Source organism: Scopulibacillus daqui, assembly GCF_016908855.1.
In the GTDB taxonomy this organism is placed as follows: Bacteria; Bacillota; Bacilli; order Bacillales; family Sporolactobacillaceae; genus Scopulibacillus_A; species Scopulibacillus_A daqui.
On sequence record NZ_JAFBER010000007.1, the window covers coordinates 56231 to 74911 of the forward strand.

Genomic DNA, 18681 nt, shown 5'->3' on the forward strand with positions numbered 1-18681 from the left:
TTGTGCGAATGTATGCGTGCTGCTGCACCGCTGGTTCGCCTTCCTTGAACTGGCGCTAGATGTGAAGAATATGTCCCTCTTCTTTGCCGTCTTTGAAATATAAATAGACGTAATTATATTCTTTATTGTGGTCAGTAAAAGTAATCTCCCAAACAGGCTGATTATTATCAATGCCCAGCCGGACGGATACAATTTTGCGGACGTCATAATTTAACTTAGAAAATGCCTGTAGAGCTTCTTGTTTGGTTAGCCCGTCTTTAACGTACTCTTTAAACATTTTTCCATCTTTTTTATAAGGAACCCAAATATAAACGTCTTTGCCGGATTTATCGACAGAACGTATAACATGGTAAGATTGTTTCCCATTATAATAAGAAACATCCTTAATCTTTGATATATGATATTGTTTCTTCGCTTCGGCTACAGCTTTCTGTGCAGCCGTACCTTCATAGGAGCTTGCCCGATGATAAATTAACCAAGACTGCCATACACATATTAAAATAACAATCCCTGCTATAAATCCCCATTTCTTCAATTCAATCACCTTTTTAAACGACAACTTTTTATGTACGATATATTGTAAATACCATCTTATCTTTATCTTTTTCGTCTAATGCTAATCCGAACATTAAGTCTTGGCGTTTTAATGTTCTATTTAAGCTGTCAACGATTTTATAGAGATCATCTGACTTTTTAACGACAACAGTTGACAGAAGCTCAATTTTGTCTCCCATTCATATCCTCCTTGGCACAAAATCTGTTAAACATAGTAGGACAAAAAACAGGTCAAACTATAAACACCCTGACATCAAGGGAAAATTCGCCTAACCGACACCTTTTTAACGAAACCTCTTTGGGTTTCGTTTTTTTGTTTTGGGCAGCATCTTTATTCGACATCCTCTAAATTAATCCTAATCATTTTATAATACAATTGCAACTGAAACTATATATGATTTTAGAAAAACACTGATGTTCAATTAAAAACCCCCCAATCTGACAATCATTTGTTATGACTGGGGGAAAAAATGAGTATTTATTTCGCCAAATGAGCCGTCATTGCCTTTTCTCCGTTAATCAATTCCTTGATTCGATTGTTTTCATCCATAATCGCAATCGTTGGTTTATGGGAGATCATTTCATTATGATTCAATTGGGCATAAGAAATAATAATGACTATATCATCTTTTTGAACAAGACGGGCTGCGGCGCCGTTAAGGCAAATCATTCCAGAACCGCGCTTACCTGCAATGACATATGTTTCAAACCTGGCACCATTATTATTATTTACTATTTGCACTTTTTCATTTTCGACAATATCAACGGATTCAAGTATGTCAGCGTCAATTGTAATACTGCCGACATAATTTAAATTGGCATCAGTAACCCTTGCTCTATGGATTTTACTTTTCATTAATGTTCGCAGCATATGGTTCCCCTTCTAACTTATTGTTGACATTTGCAACGATATTATCGATTAACCTGGCATGCTCATATTGAACAGCGCAAGCGATTATAAAACGGCCATTCAGCAGCTCTTTTGACTGTAGATCGGGATAACCGAGCACTTCAACATAATCAATCTTCCCGAGGCGGAGATGCGTTTCTAAATATAAAGTGACTTGGCTCTTAATATGAGCTGCTGACCTTTCTCCTTTATTAACTAATAACAAACCTTCTTTAAGCCCCTGATACAGATGGACAGCTTCTTTTCTTTCATCGGATGATAAGCGAATATTTCGCGAACTTTTTGCTAAACCGTCTTTTTCTCGAATAGTTTGGCATGGCACTAACTGAATAGGGTAATGAAAATTTTTAATCATGCTGTCAACAACAGCCACCTGCTGGGCATCCTTAAGCCCAAAAAACACTTTATCAGGCATTACGATATTGAAAAGTTTGACCAAAATCGTTGCTACGCCGTCAAAATGCCCCGGCCGGCTGCTTCCGCATAAGACATCGACACGATCTTTAACTGTCACCAGCATTGATTCACCTAGTGGATACATCTCGTCAACATTAGGATTAAACACAATATTGACGCCTTCCTTTTCTGCGATGATTTTGTCACGCTTAATATCTCTTGGATAAGTCTCAAAATCCTCATTAGGCCCAAATTGTGCAGGGTTAACAAATATACTGAGAACAACAATGTCGCACATAGCTTTAGCATGGCGGATTAACGATTGATGTCCTTCATGCAAATATCCCATTGTCGGTACAAAGCCGATGGTTTGCCCCTTTTCTTTCAATTGCTGAATGGTTCGATTCATTTCTTGAGCAGAATATATCATTTGCATAAGGCATCACCTACCGTACTTGGCTGTTAAACAGCGTTGTGTTAAATGAATGTTCTGGTTGCGGAAAAGCCCTTTGTTTAACGTCCGCCACATATGTCTTGAGGCCGGTGACAATATCATCAGAAATATGCGCGTATTGCTTTACAAATTTAGCAACACGCTCAACGCCGTAATCAATTAAATCATGGTAAACAAGAACTTGCCCGTCCGTTTTCGGGCCCGCACCAATGCCGATTGTTGGAATGGATAACTGTTCAGTAACAGCCTCAGCTAATTGCCATGGCACGCATTCCAAAACAACTGCAAAGGCGCCTGCCTTTTCAACTGCCTTGGCATCTTCTATTAATTGATTTGCTTCTTCTTCAGTTTTGCATTGAACTTTATAACCGCCTAAAACGCCGACAGATTGCGGTGTCAGCCCTAAATGACCGACAACCGGTACACCTGCTCCGGTTAAATGTTTGATCATATCAACGACGTTGCCGCTGCCTTCAACTTTAACCGCATGTGCACCGCCTTCCTGTACAAGACGCTTCGCGTGATGAAGCGTTTCAGATGCACTGCTGTGATAGGTCATAAAAGGCATATCAGTCACAACAAAAGTATCTTTAGCTCCCCGGCGAACAGCCTTTGTGTGCAGGATCATATCCTCCAGAGTTACATTGACTGTTGACTCATAACCAAGCGCCACCATTCCTAATGAGTCCCCGACAAGCAATAGATCAATGCCTGCTTGTTCAGCTAATTTTCCCGCCGGATAATCGTAAGCCGTCACCATGACTATCGGCTCATTGCCGATTTTCATCTGCTGAAAATCTTTTGTTGTTTTCATGTTTTTTTCCTCCTTTTTTTGCAGAGGAAGATGATTATAAATAGGTGTCCAAACTAGGCAATGTTTCCCGCACTTTTTGAACATCCTAACGGAATAATAAAAAAATCCTTCCCACAAAACGTCACTTTGTGAAGAAGGATTTGATATCCGTCGGCATAAATCATCCCTCTGTCCCAGTCCGCTATTGTGGATCAAGGCAGATCTTTTTTGATTGAAAATTTCGGTGTAAAAAAAAGCAATAGCGGTACAGCTCCTTATGGATGCCGTCCATAAAATCATTATAACAAATATAATGGATTATTGAGAAGATAATTCTATATCGGCTGAATAAATTTTATGAATATGGCCGTCATCATCCCTTAAAAGCAAAACGCCTTCATCATCAATGCCTTGAGCTAATCCGTAAATCACATCACCATTAGTCTTGCGGGCATAAATCTTCTTTCCTAGACTAATTGCATAAGATTCCCATAACAATTTAATAAAATGAAAACCTTCATCCATATACATTTTGTAGAGGCTTTCAATCTCCTTCAGAATGGCTTGAATGATTTCAGCCCGATCAAAAGTTTTTCCTGCTTCAATTCTTAATGATGTAGCAATGTCTTTCAATTCATCAGGAAAATCTTCAATGTCTGTATTCACGTTGATGCCGATCCCGATAATGATGGCTTTAACATCGGCCGCTTCAGCCTGACATTCCGTTAAAATCCCGACAAATTTTTTGCCTTTGTACAGAATATCGTTCGGCCATTTAATTTCACAGTCCAAACCTGTGGCACGCTTAACTGCTTTTACAACAGCAGCTGCGGTCAATAGTGTAAATTGAGGGGCTTTATTTATCTGGATATCAGGTCTAATGATCAGGCTCATCCAAATTCCAGCCCCTTTAGGTGAATGCCATTGCCGTCCCAGTCTGCCTCTTCCCGATGTTTGTTCCTCCGCCAGAACGACAGTGCCTTCTTCTGCCCCATCCTCGGCCAAATGTTGTGCTTCTTTCTGTGTTGAAGGCAATTCGTCTTTGCATACAAGACGATGTCCAAGCCGTTCGGTTTCCAATCCAGCTCTTATTCTAGCTTCGCTTAATTGATCCGGGGCATCAATTAATTTGTATCCCCTTTTATGAACTGATGCGATTGAATAGCCTTCATTTTCCAGTTCCTTGATATGTTTCCAAACAGCCGTTCGAGAACAGCCGATTTCATCGCTTATTTTTTGGCCGGATAAATAGTCGTTGCGGTTTTCAAATAATAATTTCAAAATATGGTTTTTCGTTTTAGACAAATGACATCACCCATCTTTTTATTTCCTCATAATCGTTTTGCAGTCTTCCGCAAAGGACTTCTCCCTCAATTTTGGATAATAGCTGCTCAATCCAAGGCCCAGGCTTTCTTTGAAGCCAACGGGATAAATCCTTGCCGTTGATATGTAAATGTTTGCGGTCATGAATAGGCATTTTGTCCCACAAATTGATAATATCGGCTTCTGTTTGTCCCGTTTGATCTCTGAAAGCCTTTTTGAGCCTTTCAACAGATAACGCTGAAGAAAGCCCTGACCGATAAAGGCTTTCTCTTGTCCACTCATGCTGCTTTTGCTGTCTATAAATGGCCGTATGCTTTAAAAGCCAATTTTTTTGTTTCTTTGACATTTTCCAAGCGCGGCAAAAGCCTGCTATATCATTAATATCCAGCTGTATCATAAGCGCACACCAGCGCTCCTCATCCGATAGCAGCTTTTCTAATGAAAGCGCGCTGAATTGCCGGCATTCAGATTGCTTATCCTTCAAACAGGGCAAGTATTGATGTATATCATTGTTAAGCAAGATGTGAAAGGCCTTTTGCAGGTTTTTGCCTTTTAATAATTTGGTAAACTCTTGATAGATCCTTTCAACCGAAATGTTTTTTAACAGCGGGGCAAGTTCACGGCAAGTGTTTTCAAGCGCCAATGGCATATCTAATCCTAGCTGGCTCATAAACCTCAAGCCTCTCAGCATCCGCAATGGATCTTCTTTAAACCTTACTTCGGGATCCCCTACCGTCATTAACCGGTTCTCTTTCAAGTCATGCTGCCCATTATAAGGATCAATAATGCCGCCGTCAATCGACAGTGCGATCGCATTCATTGTAAAATCACGCCGTTTTAAATCTTCGGTAATACTTGTTTCGAAATAAACTTGCTCAGGGTGTCTGTAATCGGCATATCCCGATTCTGAACGGAAAGTGGTCACTTCAAAGTTGGCGCCCTCTTCACGAACGATCACAGTTCCATGCTCAATGCCTACGGGTATCGTTTTGGAAAACAGTGCTTGAACCTGATCGGGCCGGGCAGAAGTTGTGATATCAATATCATGAACAGGTCGATTCAGTATATAATCCCTTACAGCGCCTCCGACAATATAAGCATCGAAACCATGCTGATGAAGTTTATTCAGAACCTTATAGGCCGTCTTAAACGGCGCCTTATTCAACATACTTGTTCACATCCATTATTTATCCAATACTTTCTTATAAATGGCTTCATATTGCTCTAAAATGTGCTGTGAATGGAAAATTGTCCGCGCTCTTTTAACCGCATTTTCCGACAATCTTTGATGCAGCTTTGGATCCTGCAGTATATTAACGGCTTTGCTTGCTATATCATCAATATCTCCAACATCCGTTAAATAGCCTGTTTCCCCGTCAACAATAACTTCAGGAATACCGCCTGCACGCGTGCCAACCGCCGGCACACCGCAAGAAGCTGCTTCTAGCAATATAAGTCCAAAACTTTCTTTTGATGATAACAGCAATACCAGATCACTAATAGACAATAAATCGGCGACATTATCTTGTTTGCCCAGAAACATCACTTTACTTTCAATGCCAAGCGTTTGAACAAGGTCCATAACAATCGGAAATTCAGGGCCTTCTCCAATCAGTAAAAGTTTGGCCGGCATTTCTTCTTGTATTTTTGAAAATACCTTAATCACATCCGGAACCCGTTTGACACCTCTGAAATTTGAAATATGAATGATGACTTTTTCGTCAGGATTGATCTGTAATTCTTCTTTTAAATGACCTGTATCTTGCTTATAATAAATGTCTTCATCAACAAAATTATATACTGGCATGATTTCTTTATTTGTTTTCAGCAAATCATGGGTTTGTCTGGCTAAGTCCTTTGAAACAGCTGTGACCATGTCGGATTGTTCAATTCCAAACCGGATCATGTTGCTTAAAGCGGGATCATATCCTAATACAGTAATATCAGTGCCATGCAATGTTGTCACAATTTTCAAACGGCCGCCGGCCATTTGTTTGGCCAAATAAGCGCAAACAGCATGGGGAACAGCGTAATGAACATGCAAAAGATCGAGTTCTTCCCTGACCGCAACATCCGCCATTTTACTTGCTAAAGTTAAATCATACGGCGGATAGCGAAAAACAGCGTATTGATTCACTTCAACCTCATGAAAAAAGATATTTCGTGATGTCTTCTCGAGACGGAACGGAATACTGGACGTAATAAAATGCACTTCATGGCCTTTTTTTGCCAGCATTTTCCCTAATTCAGTCGCTACAACACCTGATCCGCCGACAGTAGGATAACATGTAATACCGATTTTCAATTTCATGAAGATTCTCCTATTAAATACTTGCGCTTTAACGGCCTGCTCGTCTTAAAACCTTCAGCAAACAGTGTTTCCGTTTCTTTGCCATATAAACGGTCCCGGCTTTCAACAGCTTCAAGGTATCCGTTTGTCAGCGGCGTTTCAACATTGTCATCCAATAAAGTAAATTGGCTGCGGTAAGATTTTAGAGCATCCATTTTCACTTTATGAACATCAGTAATATCTACAACAAAATCCGCTTTATGAAACCCATTGATAAAATAATAATAAAGATCTTTTACTTTATGGCTCGGCAGGCCTTGAGCCCCTTGGTATTTTCTGATTTTTGCAGAAAACACAGCTTCTTCGACCAGGCGGCCGCAGTGACCGTGGTCAGGATGGCGGTCTTCAAAATACGGAGCAAATACAAGCTCGGGTTTATATAACCGGATAACGTCTACGACTTTTGCGATCATTAGATCATCCAATGCCAATCCTCTATCGGGAAACCCCAGATTTTCTCTGACAGCAAGTCCAAGTTTATCTGAAGCTTGTGAAGCTTCTTCAGCTCGCATGACGATATTTCCATTCGATGACAGCTCGGCTTTTGTCAAATCGCAAATCCCTACTTTAAAGCCTTTAGCTGTATGAAGAGCAATGGTGCCGCCCATCCCGATTTCTGCATCGTCGGGATGAGCGCCAAAAGCCAATATATCGAGTTTCACTTGTTCCATATCAATCATCCTTCTTCTTATGAACGAACTGACGCCAATTCAATTCACCGCGTTCTAAAGCATGCATTAACAATTCTCCTGTCGCCATATTGGTTGCAAGCGGAATTTCATATACGTCGCTGAGGCGAATCAGGGCATTAATATCCGGTTCATGAGGCTGAGCGGTAAGCGGATCGCGGAAGAAGATAACCATGTCCATCTCATTGTTTGCTATTAAAGCACCTATTTGCTGGTCGCCGCCATAAGGACCCGATTGAAAACGTTGAACATGCAAACCAGTCGCTTCCATGATCTTCTTTCCCGTTGTGCCGGTCGCAAACAGTTCATGTTTTTCTAAAATCGGTTTATAAGCTGTCGTAAATTGAACAATATCTTTCTTTTTTTTGTCATGGGCGATGAGTGCGATTTTCATATAAATCCCTCTAATCCAAAATATTTTCTAAACCGTAGACAAGCGTTTCTAATGTCATGACTGTTTCCACCGCATAACGGACACCTGTCATAAATGATTTTCGATTAAATGAATCATGACGCAAAGTAAGCAATTCTCCTTCTCCGCCAAAGAGAACTTCTTGATGAGCAACAAGGCCGGGCAGCCTTACGCTGTGAATATGCAAGCCCTCAATTTCAGCGCCGCGTGCCCCCTGTATGGTTTCTTTTTCATCAGGATGCCCCTGCTGTTTTGATTCTCTGACTTTTTGAACCAATTCCGCCGTTTTAACCGCGGTGCCAGAAGGGGCATCTCGTTTCTGATCGTGATGCAATTCAATGATTTCAACATCTGGAAAATACTTCGAAGCCATTTGGCTGAATTTCATGACTAAGACGGCGCCTATTGCAAAGTTTGGCGCTATGATGCCGCCAAGACGCTTCTTCTCCATCTCCTGTTCAAAACGAACGACGTCTTCACTGGTAAAACCGGATGTGCCGATGACAGGTCTTACGCCGTAATCTACAGCTGCTTGCAAATGCGCCTTTCCAGCTTCAGGGTGCGTTAAATCAATCAAAACATCGGTCTCAACATTAGAAAAGCATGCTTTAATATCTGTATAAATCGGTGCATCGATATCAGGCAATCCTTCTAAATCCTTAATGGACATCCCTTCATTTTTGTGGTCAACAGCTGCCGCAAGTTCGAAATGCGGCGTCTTAGAAATCATATGTATCGTTTCAGTCCCCATTCTTCCTCTTGGTCCAGCTACAACGATTCGGATTTTATTTTCCATTATTCAATTTCCTCCTTATTGTCTATCCTTGTCCAACGGTCTTTATCGCGTGTTTTGAATTTATGCATGACCATATCGAAGGCTTCTTCAATGTTGATATTCAATGAATTGGCCAAACAAATGATGACAAATAACAAATCTGCTAATTCTTCATCTATTGTCTTCGTTTCTTCTGTTTTTTTCTTAGGTTTTTCCCCATAGTAATGATTCACTTCACGGGCAAGTTCACCTAATTCTTCAGTCAATCTGGCCATTAGGGCAAGCGGTGAAAAATAACCTTCTTTAAATTGGCTAATATAATCATGTACTTCTTTTTGCATTTCTTTGATTGTTTTGTCGCTCACTTAGACATCACCCCATTAGTCATCTGTTGTTATCTTAGCGAAAATCAGTCCTGTTTGACAAATTATTTATCCTTGTCTATAAACAATTGATTGGAGACAGACTTTCATTTATAATTATTAAGTTGTGAAAATTGTGTCGGAATAAAGGGGGCGTTGCTTTTGAAATTATCATTGAAAACGAAGAATATCTTTTTTATTTTGCTCGGTGCTGCCATTTATGCCTTTGGCCTTGTCAATTTTAATATGACTAATAAATTGGCGGAGGGCGGAATCACGGGGATTACGCTAATTTTATATAACCTGTTTCATATTGATCCGGCCATCAGCAACATTGTCTTAAATGTCCCTTTGTTTATTTTGGGTTGGCGGACAATGGGGAAAAACAGCTTTATTTATACTTTAATCGGCACAGGAGGGCTATCCGTTTTTTTATGGTTATTTCAACACCTGACCGTCTTTTCTTTTACATTAAAAAATGATATGACTTTGGCCGCTTTATTTTCCGGTGTTTTCGTTGGCGGCGGCTTAGGAATTATTTTTAAATACGGAGGCACAACCGGAGGATCAGATATCATTGCACGCTTAGGCCATAACGCCTTTGGTTGGAGCATCGGCCAAATTATGTTTGCGATTGACGCTATCGTTATTATATCATCACTTATTTATCTTGATTACCGTCAAGCGATGTATACACTGGTTGCAGTATTTGTCGGCGCCAAGGTCATTGACTTTATCCAAAAAGGCGCTTATTCCGCAAAAGCAGCGATCATTATTTCAAAAGAAAATCAGGCTGTTGCTGATAAAATCATTAAAACGCTTGACCGGAGCACAACCATTATTCCTGCCAAAGGAGGATATACCGGCAATGATGTTAATGTTCTATATTGCGTTGTTGCCCAAAGCGAAGTATTTCGGTTAAAAAATGTCATTCGTTCGGTAGATCCGCACGCTTTTGTTGCTGTCAACGATGTACATGAAGTCCTGGGCGAAGGGTTTACGCTTGATGAAAACAAAAATCCATTGCATGATTAAAGCACTCAACAAAAGTGAGTGCTTTAATCATTTTCATTATTATTTAAACCGATAAACATTAAGATAAAACGGAGCAGTTCCAGAACAGCAACCAAAGCAGCAGCTACATATGTTAAAGCAGCAGCGGTTAATACTTTACGGGCATGGCGCTTTTCATCGCTTTGAACGATGCCTAAATCAACAATTTGGTTTAATGCTCGGCTAGAAGCATTAAACTCTACCGGCAAAGTGACGATTTGGAAAAGGACTGCCATTCCGAAAAAGATAACACCAATCAGCGCCGCTCCTGCAAGATGCAGAAGCATGCCTGCAAGGATAAATAGCCAAGATAGACTTGAACCAATATTTGCAAGAGGCACTAATGCATGCCGCATTCTTAACGGGGCGTAATCTTTGTCATCCTGAATCGCATGTCCCACCTCGTGGGCGGCAACCGCTGTACCTGCAATCGTATTGCCATGGTAAATATCAGTGGATAAACGAACAACCTTATCACTAGGATCATAATGGTCGCTTAACGTCCCCGGAACCTCTTCAATTTGCACATCGTACAGACCGTTGTGATCAAGAATGCGTCTTGCAACTTGAGCCCCGGTCATACCTGTTGAGTTTTCGACTTGGGAATACTTTGAATAAGCATTCCGAACTTTCGCCTGTGCCCATATTGGAATAATCATGATGATAATAAAGTAGATGATATATGCTCCGATTCCCATATATTAAGCAACCTCCACCTTAACTTGTTAAGGTCAATTTTAGTCAAAATAATGATCAAAGTCAATAAAAAAGTATTTTCGACAAAATGTTGTCAAACTTTATGAACATTAGTTCCCTTCATGCCGAACCTGACCTTTGTATTTTCTCCAAGAGACATACAATAATGTAATAATTGTTATCCCGCCAATGATAAAAATAACCGCATATAATTGCTTTTGAAATATCCCTTGACTGCTAGAGAACAATCGATCTAAATCACTGTATATTTGATCCAAATGATGGGCTGCGCTTTTATTTTGGAGCAGGGTCATGCGATCATTAGTGATTTCGTTGACCTCATTATTTACTGAATTTAATTCATGTTGATTGACATCAATCAGCATGGCCGGGTAAATCATCTCATAAACGTCCAAAAATTGATTCAATCCGGTTTGAAATTCAGTATCATTTCCTTGCTTCACAGCGCTGTCCATTTTTTTTAAGGGCGTAAGGAGCTGGCTTTTTAAACCTTTCCATAATGGATTTTGATTTGATGCCAAAGCATCTATGGCTAAGCGGAATTCAATCGCTTTTTGGCGTTTCTCTTTGGCGGATACTTCCTTATCTAAAATATCCATAAGATTGTTCATAGTCGTTTCAATAACGTAGTCTTTATCTTCACTGACCCCCAGAACTGTATCTGAGTAATTAGACCAATCTTTATTAAATACATTTAAATCTTTTAAAGCAGCTTCGTACTGATGATCGTCCACATTTTGAAAGATGCTATCGGATAAATCGGATATTTGATGCCATTCTTGATTTGATGTCTTCTCTTTGGCAAAAGAATGGATTGGAAAAACAATTAAAGCGAGGCATAATAAGAACATTATTCGGCTTTTCATTACTTGTCCCCCCTCTTTAAAAAATATATGAGAAGGAGGACAAAAGTAGACCCTGTCATATCATCTGGTTTGACAAATCAAATATCAGAGTTTAAAGACAGTTTATTTACCCTTTTATTTAAATAGTAAATGAAGCCGATGCTTAACCAGCTTAACCAAAATGTTAAATAACCGATGACGTGATGATGCGAGGAAAGATATGGGTACCATGGTGCCATATCAAAGACATAGTCAATAAAATCATTATGTAAAGTCCAAATAGCTGCAACAATCAAATGCCATGGCTTCATCCGGTAAAAAGGGGCATATAATAATCCCTCAATGGCCATGCAGCCATGAGAAAAAATAAGCAAAACATTCTCTGAATTTAAAGGATAACCGAAAATACCGGATACAGCATTCATTCCGACAGCCCACGCCCCGTATTTTAGCAATGTGACGGCCGCCAGAGCCTCAAATAGAGGCCAATGCCATTTAAGCAAAAAAGCAATTAACACGATACAAAAAAATAAGCTGGCTGTCGGGCTGTCTGGAACAAATATTAAAAATTTCAGCGGTGTATCTTTTAACTGGTATCTATACCAATAAAATCCGTATATAGTGCCTAATATGTTAATGATGAGCAAACTGATAATCACCCATCTTTGTCTAAGCAAATAGTAAATGATTGTCATTATTGTCTCCTTCATTCCTGGTATGTCTATGAATAGAATTGGCTTTCTGTAATGATAATAACAAGAGATCTCCATTTTAATTTAATTCTAAATTTTTATCCCAATCGCATGTTAAGAAAATAAGCCGGCTTAACAGCCAGCTTATTTTTTGCTTGATTTTGCTATGAATTCAGCTAATGTTTTTAAATCTTTTTTTGAACCCTTGAAGGCATTGGCGGGCATTTTCGGCGGAATGCCTTTTACAGCCACTTGTTCAACAAGTGAGGCTGGTATATTTTTACCGATAAATGACGGGCCGACTTGACCTTCAAGATTTTGTCCATGACAGTTTACACATGATTGGCTTGAGTAGATCTTATAACCTTTGGAGTTTTTGTCTATACTCACTTTCTTTACGATTTTTCCTTGTTCTGCGGCTTGTTTCCAGTCATGAGAAACGGTCGATTCCCAAGTAAGGTAAAATACGGAGACAATGGCCAACAGCATTAACCCTGTTGCCACAGGCCTTTTAAGCGGCCGGCGTTCAGGCCCCCTATCTAACCATGGCGCCAACAACAAACCGACGAGCGCAAGTCCCGGGATAATAATAGCGCCTATCACTTTATAATGGCCAGCTGCATACGGATATTTTAATAATTGATATAAAAACAGGAAGTACCAGTCCGGTAAAGGTATATAACCTGATTTGGTCGGATCGGCTTCAGCTTCAAGCGGTGAAGGCTCAGCCATGGTTAAAACTAGAAATCCAACAAGAAAAACGGCACCGACCATCCATTCTTTGAGCAAAAAATTAGGCAAAAAAGCTTCCGTTTTTCCCGGGTATTCCGAATAATCCTTAGGCGGAACAAATCCGCTGTTTTTCGGCACCCTCGAATCGCCAACAAATTTCATTCCTTTTCCGCGATGCATGACTCTCCCTCCTTTTCACATTTTTTGTTATCTTACAGCGGGCCGGAAATACCTTGTCTGCGAATCATGATAAAATGCGCAGCTAACAGTCCGAGCAAAACTGCAGGCAAGAAGAATACATGAATAGCAAAAAATCTGGCTAACGTTTGCGCCCCGACCACGTCACTGCCTTGCAGAAGGGTTTGTATCCAGCCGCCGATAAAAGGCACAGATGCTGCAATTTGCAAACCTACCTTAGTCGCAAACAGCGCTTTCATATCCCATGGCAAGAGATAACCCGTAAATCCTAATCCCAAGATAACGAAGAACAATAAAACACCGACTATCCAATTTAATTCACGAGGTTTTTTATAAGCGCCCGTAAAAAATACACGCAATGTATGTAAAAATACCATAACGATGGTGACACTAGCGCCCCAATGATGCATACCGCGAACAATTTGGCCGTAAGCCACTTTATTTTGCAAATAAAATACGGAATCCCATGCCCTGTCAATATCAGGAACATAATACATCACTAAAAACATGCCGGATAATATTTGAATAACGATTGTGAAAAAGGTTAATCCGCCAAAACAATAAACGAAAGCAGAGAAATGATAAGCGGGGTTGACATGTTCCGGCACTTCATGATCGGCTAAATCACGCCACATCGGTGTGATATCTAAACGCTCATCAATCCAGTCATAGAGCTTTGCTAACATGAATTAAGACCCCCCTCTTGGATGATCTTCCCCTAGATAGACCGTACCGCCCTTAACTTTTTGGTCATAAACATGAAGAGGCTCTGGCGGCGGTGTGCCCGGTATGTTAATGCCGCTTTTCGTATAGCGGCCGCCGTGGCACGGACAATGAAATTCGTTCGGAAAGGCAGGATCATTCCAGCTGACTGTACAGCCAAGATGAGTGCAAATCGGTGAAAGAGCAAGAATCTCTCCATTTTCCTTTTTGTAAATATAAGCAATTTTCTGTTCCTCAAATGTATGCCAGCCATCTACCTTTTTTACCTTAAACGTGAAGCGCTGCGGTTCATTTGTGAGTTGACTAACATTAGTCACTGCAACCATCTTGCCCGATGTTTTGTTTTGCAAGAGCGGGTCAACGGCAAATCGCAGCATCGGCATCAGCATCCCCGCAGCCATAAAGCCGCCGACACCTGTCAATGTGTAATTCAAAAATTGGCGTCTGGTGACATCATGCTCATTATTGCTCATAGATTCCCCCCCTAGTCTTATTCATTTCGGAAAAGCAAGTTATCGCACACAACGCTAGGATACCCTCATGATAGCTTAACTGTTCTATAATTGTCAATAAATATAGATAATTTAAATAATAGTATAAATGGCGTTAATTCTGAACCCTAACCTGCCATTCTTGAGTAATTTGTTTTAATAAATCGCCGACGCCATCATCAATAAATTTGACACGGTGCTTGCTTTCAATATGTTCAAGCGGAACTGCCGGCAGCCATAAGAGCTTATCCAATTGGGTTTCAATTTGTTTCCAATCTGCATCAGACGTCAGATAAAAGATAAACTGAATGCCGCTTTCTTTCAATTCATTTTCCCAATTTTTCAGCCTTTCAAGGCTTTTTTCCAAGCTTTCACCCCGTAAATATGTAAACGGCGGAACCATAATGACTCTTCCTCTTAATTGCTTTTCAATTTCTTTTGATAAAATCTGAATATATTCCCCCTCCCGTACAGAGTGCAATAATTGGCCGCCCCATGAAAAAGGGATAAGCGGGATAATGACACTATCAATATATTGCTTTTCTTGCAAATACATTTCGATATCTTTGACTTCCCACTTCATAGGCTTTCTCCTTTCCAAGAATTTTCAAAAACCGCCTTAGTTACAATTATTCAGAAGTGCTTTAATAAATCCCGAACACTTTGTGAATAACAGAAACTTTCCGACTATAAAGGGTGATGACGAAATCCTCATCAGAGAGCTGCAAACAAGCTGTTTCAGCCGCCGTTTGGCTTACAACGATGATTTCTGCAGTATAAAGAAAACCCTTGATTATTTATCAAGAGTTTCCAAATCATTGAGTTGTTTTGTTAATTTATAAAACCGTTCCCGGTCGCCATCATCGAGCGCCTTATTAATCTCGCGGTAAATGTTTTCCTTCTTAAAAGTTGTTTCTACATGGGTGATGACTTTATCGGCAATTTCTCCATATTTATCATGAAGATCCGGCTGATGATATGGATTATCTTCCAAAACAGCAACGTATTCTGGATAACTGTAAGGAGAGGAAAAATTGATTTGAACATAAATCGTTTCCTCTTGATTTAAGCGTATATCATGAAAGGCTTTTTCAGGGTCATCTGTTTTAACATGGTGTTTTCGATACTCAAAGGATATATTTTTAACCGATTTTTCGGAGATCACCATTGACCTCGGGCATCCGCTGACGTTATCAACAAATTTAAAAAGGCTCATTAAGTGATCATCGCTGATAACATAGTTGAGCAGCCAAACACACTCACGTCTCTTTAATTGATGATGATTTAAAAACCATTTTAAAAATAGACGCTTTTCATTGACAGATACGATTTGTTCCATAATCATCAACCCCTTTCATATTTATAGTACATGTTCAAAAACGCTGATATATAACTGTATTTTTTATAAAAATACTTATTTAATTTTAAAGATACCTTATATCATAATTCTTCATTCTCAATAAAAATCCTGCTCGATTCTTTCGACAAAAGCTTGCAAATCTTGATTATCAGGGTCAAAGGCAGCCGCTTTTCTTAAATTAGCCAACGCCTTCTTCCGATCCCCTGATTGCCAGAGCAGTTCACCGTACTCGCCTAGGAATACAGGATCATCTTGAAAGCAGCTGCTTATCTTTTCATAAACCTCTAAAGCTTTTTCAAATTGTTCTGTTTGGACATAAGCTTTTCCCATAAACCAAAGAGCTGTCGGATCGTCAATCGCCTCGGTTTCGAGTTGATGAATAATCCCTTCATAGTCTCTTTGTTCATATTTTATTTCAATCAAATGTTTTAATGCCTCAATATTATCAGGATTAATTTTTAAAGATTGATTGTAGTAATGGGCTGCTTTGTCCCATTGAGAAAGACCAGCTGCCAATTCTCCCGCTTTTAGATAGAGGCGTTCATTAAATTCATCGACTTTAATGCCTTCTTCAATGGCTGCGAGCGCTTCATCTTCAGCGCCTTCTTGCTGATAAGCTTGGGATAAAACCGGGTAAAGCGTACTGTACTGCGGATCAAGCTCTTTTAATTCTTCCAGAGCCGTAATGGCTGTTTGAAATTTTCCTGTTTGATAGGCTGTCATTCCTAAACCAAATAAGCCGTCCAGCGTTTTTTCTTTTTCCAGTCCTTTTTGATAATATATGAGAGCTTCCTCGAACTGTCCGTTTAAACTTAATGCTTCAGCAAGCTTCAATGCCACGTTTTCATGACTCAGCGATTCCGCATGCAGAACTTGTTTATAATAAGGAATCGCTTTGGACGGCTCGCCCACAGATAAATAAAATTCTCCTAAGGCAAATGATAAGACCGGTTCATTTGGAGATATTTTATAGGCATCTAACAATTTCTTTTCTGCTACTTCGTCAAGCCCTTGAAATTGATAGAGATCGGCCAGAAGCAGCTGGGCGCTTAAATAATTTTCATCTAATTGATGAATTTTAGACAAAAGTTCGATCGCCTTTTCTTCATTATCTTGATCAATGTTGAGTTCCGCTAATTGTATGAGTAGATGGCTGTCGTTAGGATATGTTTTCAAAAGTCTTTCATATATGCGTTCTGCATCTTCTATTAATCCCCAATCCTGATAGCATTCGGCAATTTGATAAGCTGTCTCGTCGTCGGCTGTTTTTAATATTTCTTTTAACATTTGCAGACCTTTTTCATGCTGCCCAGTTTCAACAAGTGTAATCGCTTGGCTGATATTATGCATAATACTTTATCTCCGCTCCTTATATGAACAATGATAAATTAAATATTAATAGAGAATACGCTTGTCTTCAAGGAAAAGGATGTAAAAAAAGAACTCCATACATTGTGTACGGAGTTTATCAACTATCGATGGAGTGGAGAGAAACCATTTGTCAATATTATAAAGGCAAAATTTGAAAAAGGCAATATTATTTTCTAAAAATTTTATTTTATCTAACACTTTCTAACAACGTTTCAAATCCCGGAAAAGAAACAGCAATCGACTCAGCATGATCGACCTTCACTGGTTCTTTAGCTGCCTGTGAAGCAATAGCCAGCATCATTCCAATACGATGATCACCGAAACTGTTGACGTTTCCGCCTTTTAAAGGCTTTCCCGGCTGGCCGTTAATGATCATGCCGTCATCCGTTTCTTCAATATCCGCGCCCATCTTTCTCAGCTGGCTGACTACAGTAACAATTCGATTGGTTTCTTTTACTTTGAGCTCACTGGCATCTCTGATAACCGTTTGTCCTTCAGCCTGAGTCGCAATAAGAGCGAGAATAGGAATCTCATCAATCAGCCTTGGAATAACCTCTCCGCCGATTTCTGCACCTTTAAGCGATGAATGGCGAACAACAATATCGCTGACGGGTTCATCATTCACAAGCCTTTCATTTTCCAGGGCAACATCAGCTCCCATTGCTTGCAAAATATCTAAAATCCCCGTACGCGTCGGATTAACGCCTACATTTTCTATGATTAAATGGCTGCCGGGTGTTATTAAAGCTGCCGCGATAAAAAATGCCGCGGACGAAATATCACCAGGAACTTTTATGTGCGTGCCTGTTAATTTTTGCGGTCCAACAATGGTATGCACCATCCCCTCAGTCGTTACCGAACCGCCGAAGGCACGAATCATTCTTTCTGTATGATCCCTTGATAATTCAGGTTCTCTGACGATAGTCGTGCCTTCTGTCTGCAGTCCGGCCAACAAAATGGCCGACTTGACTTGCGCGCTTGAAACCGGTGAATCGTATTCTATTCCATGAAGCTTTCTCCCGTTAACAGTAATTGGCGCCAGCCGATTGTCAGCGCGGCCAGTGATATTTGCTCCCATTTCCTTTAACGGCAGAACAACCCTGTCCATTGGCCGCTGATGAATCGAAGCATCGCCTACTAATACACTGTAAAACGGTCTTGCTGACAGAAGACCGATCAATAAACGCATAGCGGTTCCGGAATTGCCGACATCCAATACATCAGCCGGTTCACTTAATCCATCAATGCCATTGCCTTCAATAATCAGAGATTCGCCGTCCTTCTCAATCCTGACGCCAAGCTGTCTCATAATCTGCATCGTATGTAAACAGTCATCGCCCATCAGAAATCCGTCAATTTTCGTTTTCCCCTCAGCTATAGACCCTAAAAGGACTGCGCGATGAGATATTGATTTATCACCCGGGACTTTTATTTTCCCTTGAATTTTTTTATTATAACCATGAAATATTGTACTTGTCAT

At 40.1% G+C, this 18681-nt stretch carries 23 protein-coding genes; 1 reads left to right on the forward strand and 22 read right to left on the reverse strand.

Features of this window, described 5'->3' with window-relative positions; genetic code table 11:
* Positions 1-55: 55 nt before the first annotated feature.
* The 12 genes from JOD45_RS07140 to JOD45_RS07195 form a co-directional block, all read right to left on the reverse strand.
* Positions 56-544: a cell wall elongation regulator TseB-like domain-containing protein gene (locus JOD45_RS07140; protein WP_205003185.1), complete on the reverse strand. Its 489-nt coding sequence runs from the start codon at positions 542-544 to the stop codon at positions 56-58.
* Positions 545-563: 19 nt separating this feature from the next.
* Positions 564-734, reverse strand: coding sequence for a YpmA family protein (locus JOD45_RS07145; protein WP_205003186.1), 171 nt, complete (start codon positions 732-734; stop codon positions 564-566).
* Between the two features lie 299 nt (positions 735-1033).
* Positions 1034-1426, reverse strand: a complete 393-nt coding sequence (panD, locus tag JOD45_RS07150; RefSeq protein WP_205003187.1) for an aspartate 1-decarboxylase — start codon at positions 1424-1426, stop codon at positions 1034-1036.
* On the reverse strand, positions 1401-2297 hold the full coding sequence (panC, locus tag JOD45_RS07155; protein ID WP_205003188.1) for a pantoate--beta-alanine ligase: 897 nt from the start codon (positions 2295-2297) through the stop codon (positions 1401-1403). The genes panD and panC overlap by 26 nt, the downstream gene beginning before the upstream one ends.
* A gap of 10 nt (positions 2298-2307) precedes the next feature.
* Entirely contained in the window at positions 2308-3129 is an 822-nt protein-coding gene (gene panB, locus JOD45_RS07160; RefSeq protein ID WP_205003189.1) for a 3-methyl-2-oxobutanoate hydroxymethyltransferase, read from the reverse strand.
* A gap of 297 nt (positions 3130-3426) precedes the next feature.
* Positions 3427-4413, reverse strand: a complete 987-nt coding sequence (locus JOD45_RS07165; protein ID WP_205003190.1) for a biotin--[acetyl-CoA-carboxylase] ligase — start codon at positions 4411-4413, stop codon at positions 3427-3429.
* On the reverse strand, positions 4406-5599 hold the full coding sequence (locus JOD45_RS07170; RefSeq protein ID WP_205003191.1) for a CCA tRNA nucleotidyltransferase: 1194 nt from the start codon (positions 5597-5599) through the stop codon (positions 4406-4408). The genes JOD45_RS07165 and JOD45_RS07170 overlap by 8 nt, the downstream gene beginning before the upstream one ends.
* A gap of 15 nt (positions 5600-5614) precedes the next feature.
* Entirely contained in the window at positions 5615-6742 is a 1128-nt protein-coding gene (gene bshA / locus JOD45_RS07175; protein ID WP_205003192.1) for an N-acetyl-alpha-D-glucosaminyl L-malate synthase BshA, read from the reverse strand.
* On the reverse strand, positions 6739-7452 hold the full coding sequence (gene bshB1, locus JOD45_RS07180; RefSeq protein ID WP_205003193.1) for a bacillithiol biosynthesis deacetylase BshB1: 714 nt from the start codon (positions 7450-7452) through the stop codon (positions 6739-6741). The genes bshA and bshB1 overlap by 4 nt, the downstream gene beginning before the upstream one ends.
* Before the next feature lies 1 nt (position 7453).
* Positions 7454-7864 carry a methylglyoxal synthase gene (gene mgsA, locus JOD45_RS07185; RefSeq protein WP_205003194.1) on the reverse strand — a complete coding sequence of 137 codons (411 nt, stop codon included), beginning with the start codon at positions 7862-7864 and terminating at the stop codon, positions 7454-7456.
* A gap of 10 nt (positions 7865-7874) precedes the next feature.
* Positions 7875-8678, reverse strand: coding sequence for a 4-hydroxy-tetrahydrodipicolinate reductase (dapB, locus tag JOD45_RS07190; protein ID WP_205003195.1), 804 nt, complete (start codon positions 8676-8678; stop codon positions 7875-7877).
* Positions 8678-9022 (reverse strand): MazG nucleotide pyrophosphohydrolase domain-containing protein, encoded by a 345-nt coding sequence (locus tag JOD45_RS07195; RefSeq protein ID WP_205003196.1) that lies wholly within the window; start codon positions 9020-9022, stop codon positions 8678-8680. Before JOD45_RS07195 ends, dapB begins: the two co-directional genes overlap by 1 nt.
* Before the next feature lie 159 nt (positions 9023-9181).
* On the opposite strand from JOD45_RS07195, the gene JOD45_RS07200 reads away from it, so the two are divergent.
* Complete coding sequence (locus JOD45_RS07200) at positions 9182-10054, forward strand: YitT family protein (RefSeq protein WP_205003197.1); 873 nt, start codon at positions 9182-9184, stop codon at positions 10052-10054.
* A 23-nt stretch (positions 10055-10077) separates the two neighbouring features.
* On the opposite strand, the gene JOD45_RS07205 is transcribed toward JOD45_RS07200, so the two are convergent.
* From JOD45_RS07205 to aroA, 10 genes are all read right to left on the reverse strand, one after another.
* Positions 10078-10770, reverse strand: a complete 693-nt coding sequence (locus JOD45_RS07205; protein WP_205003198.1) for a zinc metallopeptidase — start codon at positions 10768-10770, stop codon at positions 10078-10080.
* 108 nt (positions 10771-10878) lie between these two features.
* On the reverse strand, positions 10879-11655 hold the full coding sequence (locus JOD45_RS07210; RefSeq protein ID WP_205003199.1) for a sporulation protein YpjB: 777 nt from the start codon (positions 11653-11655) through the stop codon (positions 10879-10881).
* Between the two features lie 77 nt (positions 11656-11732).
* Complete coding sequence (lhaT, locus tag JOD45_RS07215; protein WP_205003200.1) at positions 11733-12329, reverse strand: lipoprotein heptaprenylglyceryl N-acetyltransferase LhaT; 597 nt, start codon at positions 12327-12329, stop codon at positions 11733-11735.
* A 141-nt stretch (positions 12330-12470) separates the two neighbouring features.
* On the reverse strand, positions 12471-13238 hold the full coding sequence (locus JOD45_RS07220) for a menaquinol-cytochrome c reductase cytochrome b/c subunit (RefSeq protein WP_205003201.1): 768 nt from the start codon (positions 13236-13238) through the stop codon (positions 12471-12473).
* 32 nt (positions 13239-13270) lie between these two features.
* Entirely contained in the window at positions 13271-13942 is a 672-nt protein-coding gene (qcrB, locus tag JOD45_RS07225; protein WP_205003202.1) for a menaquinol-cytochrome c reductase cytochrome b subunit, read from the reverse strand.
* A gap of 3 nt (positions 13943-13945) precedes the next feature.
* Positions 13946-14452 (reverse strand): ubiquinol-cytochrome c reductase iron-sulfur subunit, encoded by a 507-nt coding sequence (locus JOD45_RS07230; protein WP_205003203.1) that lies wholly within the window; start codon positions 14450-14452, stop codon positions 13946-13948.
* A gap of 133 nt (positions 14453-14585) precedes the next feature.
* A complete protein-coding gene (locus JOD45_RS07235; RefSeq protein ID WP_205003204.1) occupies positions 14586-15053 on the reverse strand; it encodes a YpiF family protein in 468 nt (155 codons plus the stop codon).
* A 210-nt stretch (positions 15054-15263) separates the two neighbouring features.
* Entirely contained in the window at positions 15264-15809 is a 546-nt protein-coding gene (locus JOD45_RS07240; protein WP_205003205.1) for a ReoY family proteolytic degradation factor, read from the reverse strand.
* Between the two features lie 117 nt (positions 15810-15926).
* Entirely contained in the window at positions 15927-17180 is a 1254-nt protein-coding gene (locus tag JOD45_RS07245) for a tetratricopeptide repeat protein (protein WP_205003206.1), read from the reverse strand.
* Between the two features lie 208 nt (positions 17181-17388).
* Positions 17389-18681, reverse strand: coding sequence for a 3-phosphoshikimate 1-carboxyvinyltransferase (gene aroA, locus JOD45_RS07250; protein WP_205003207.1), 1293 nt, complete (start codon positions 18679-18681; stop codon positions 17389-17391).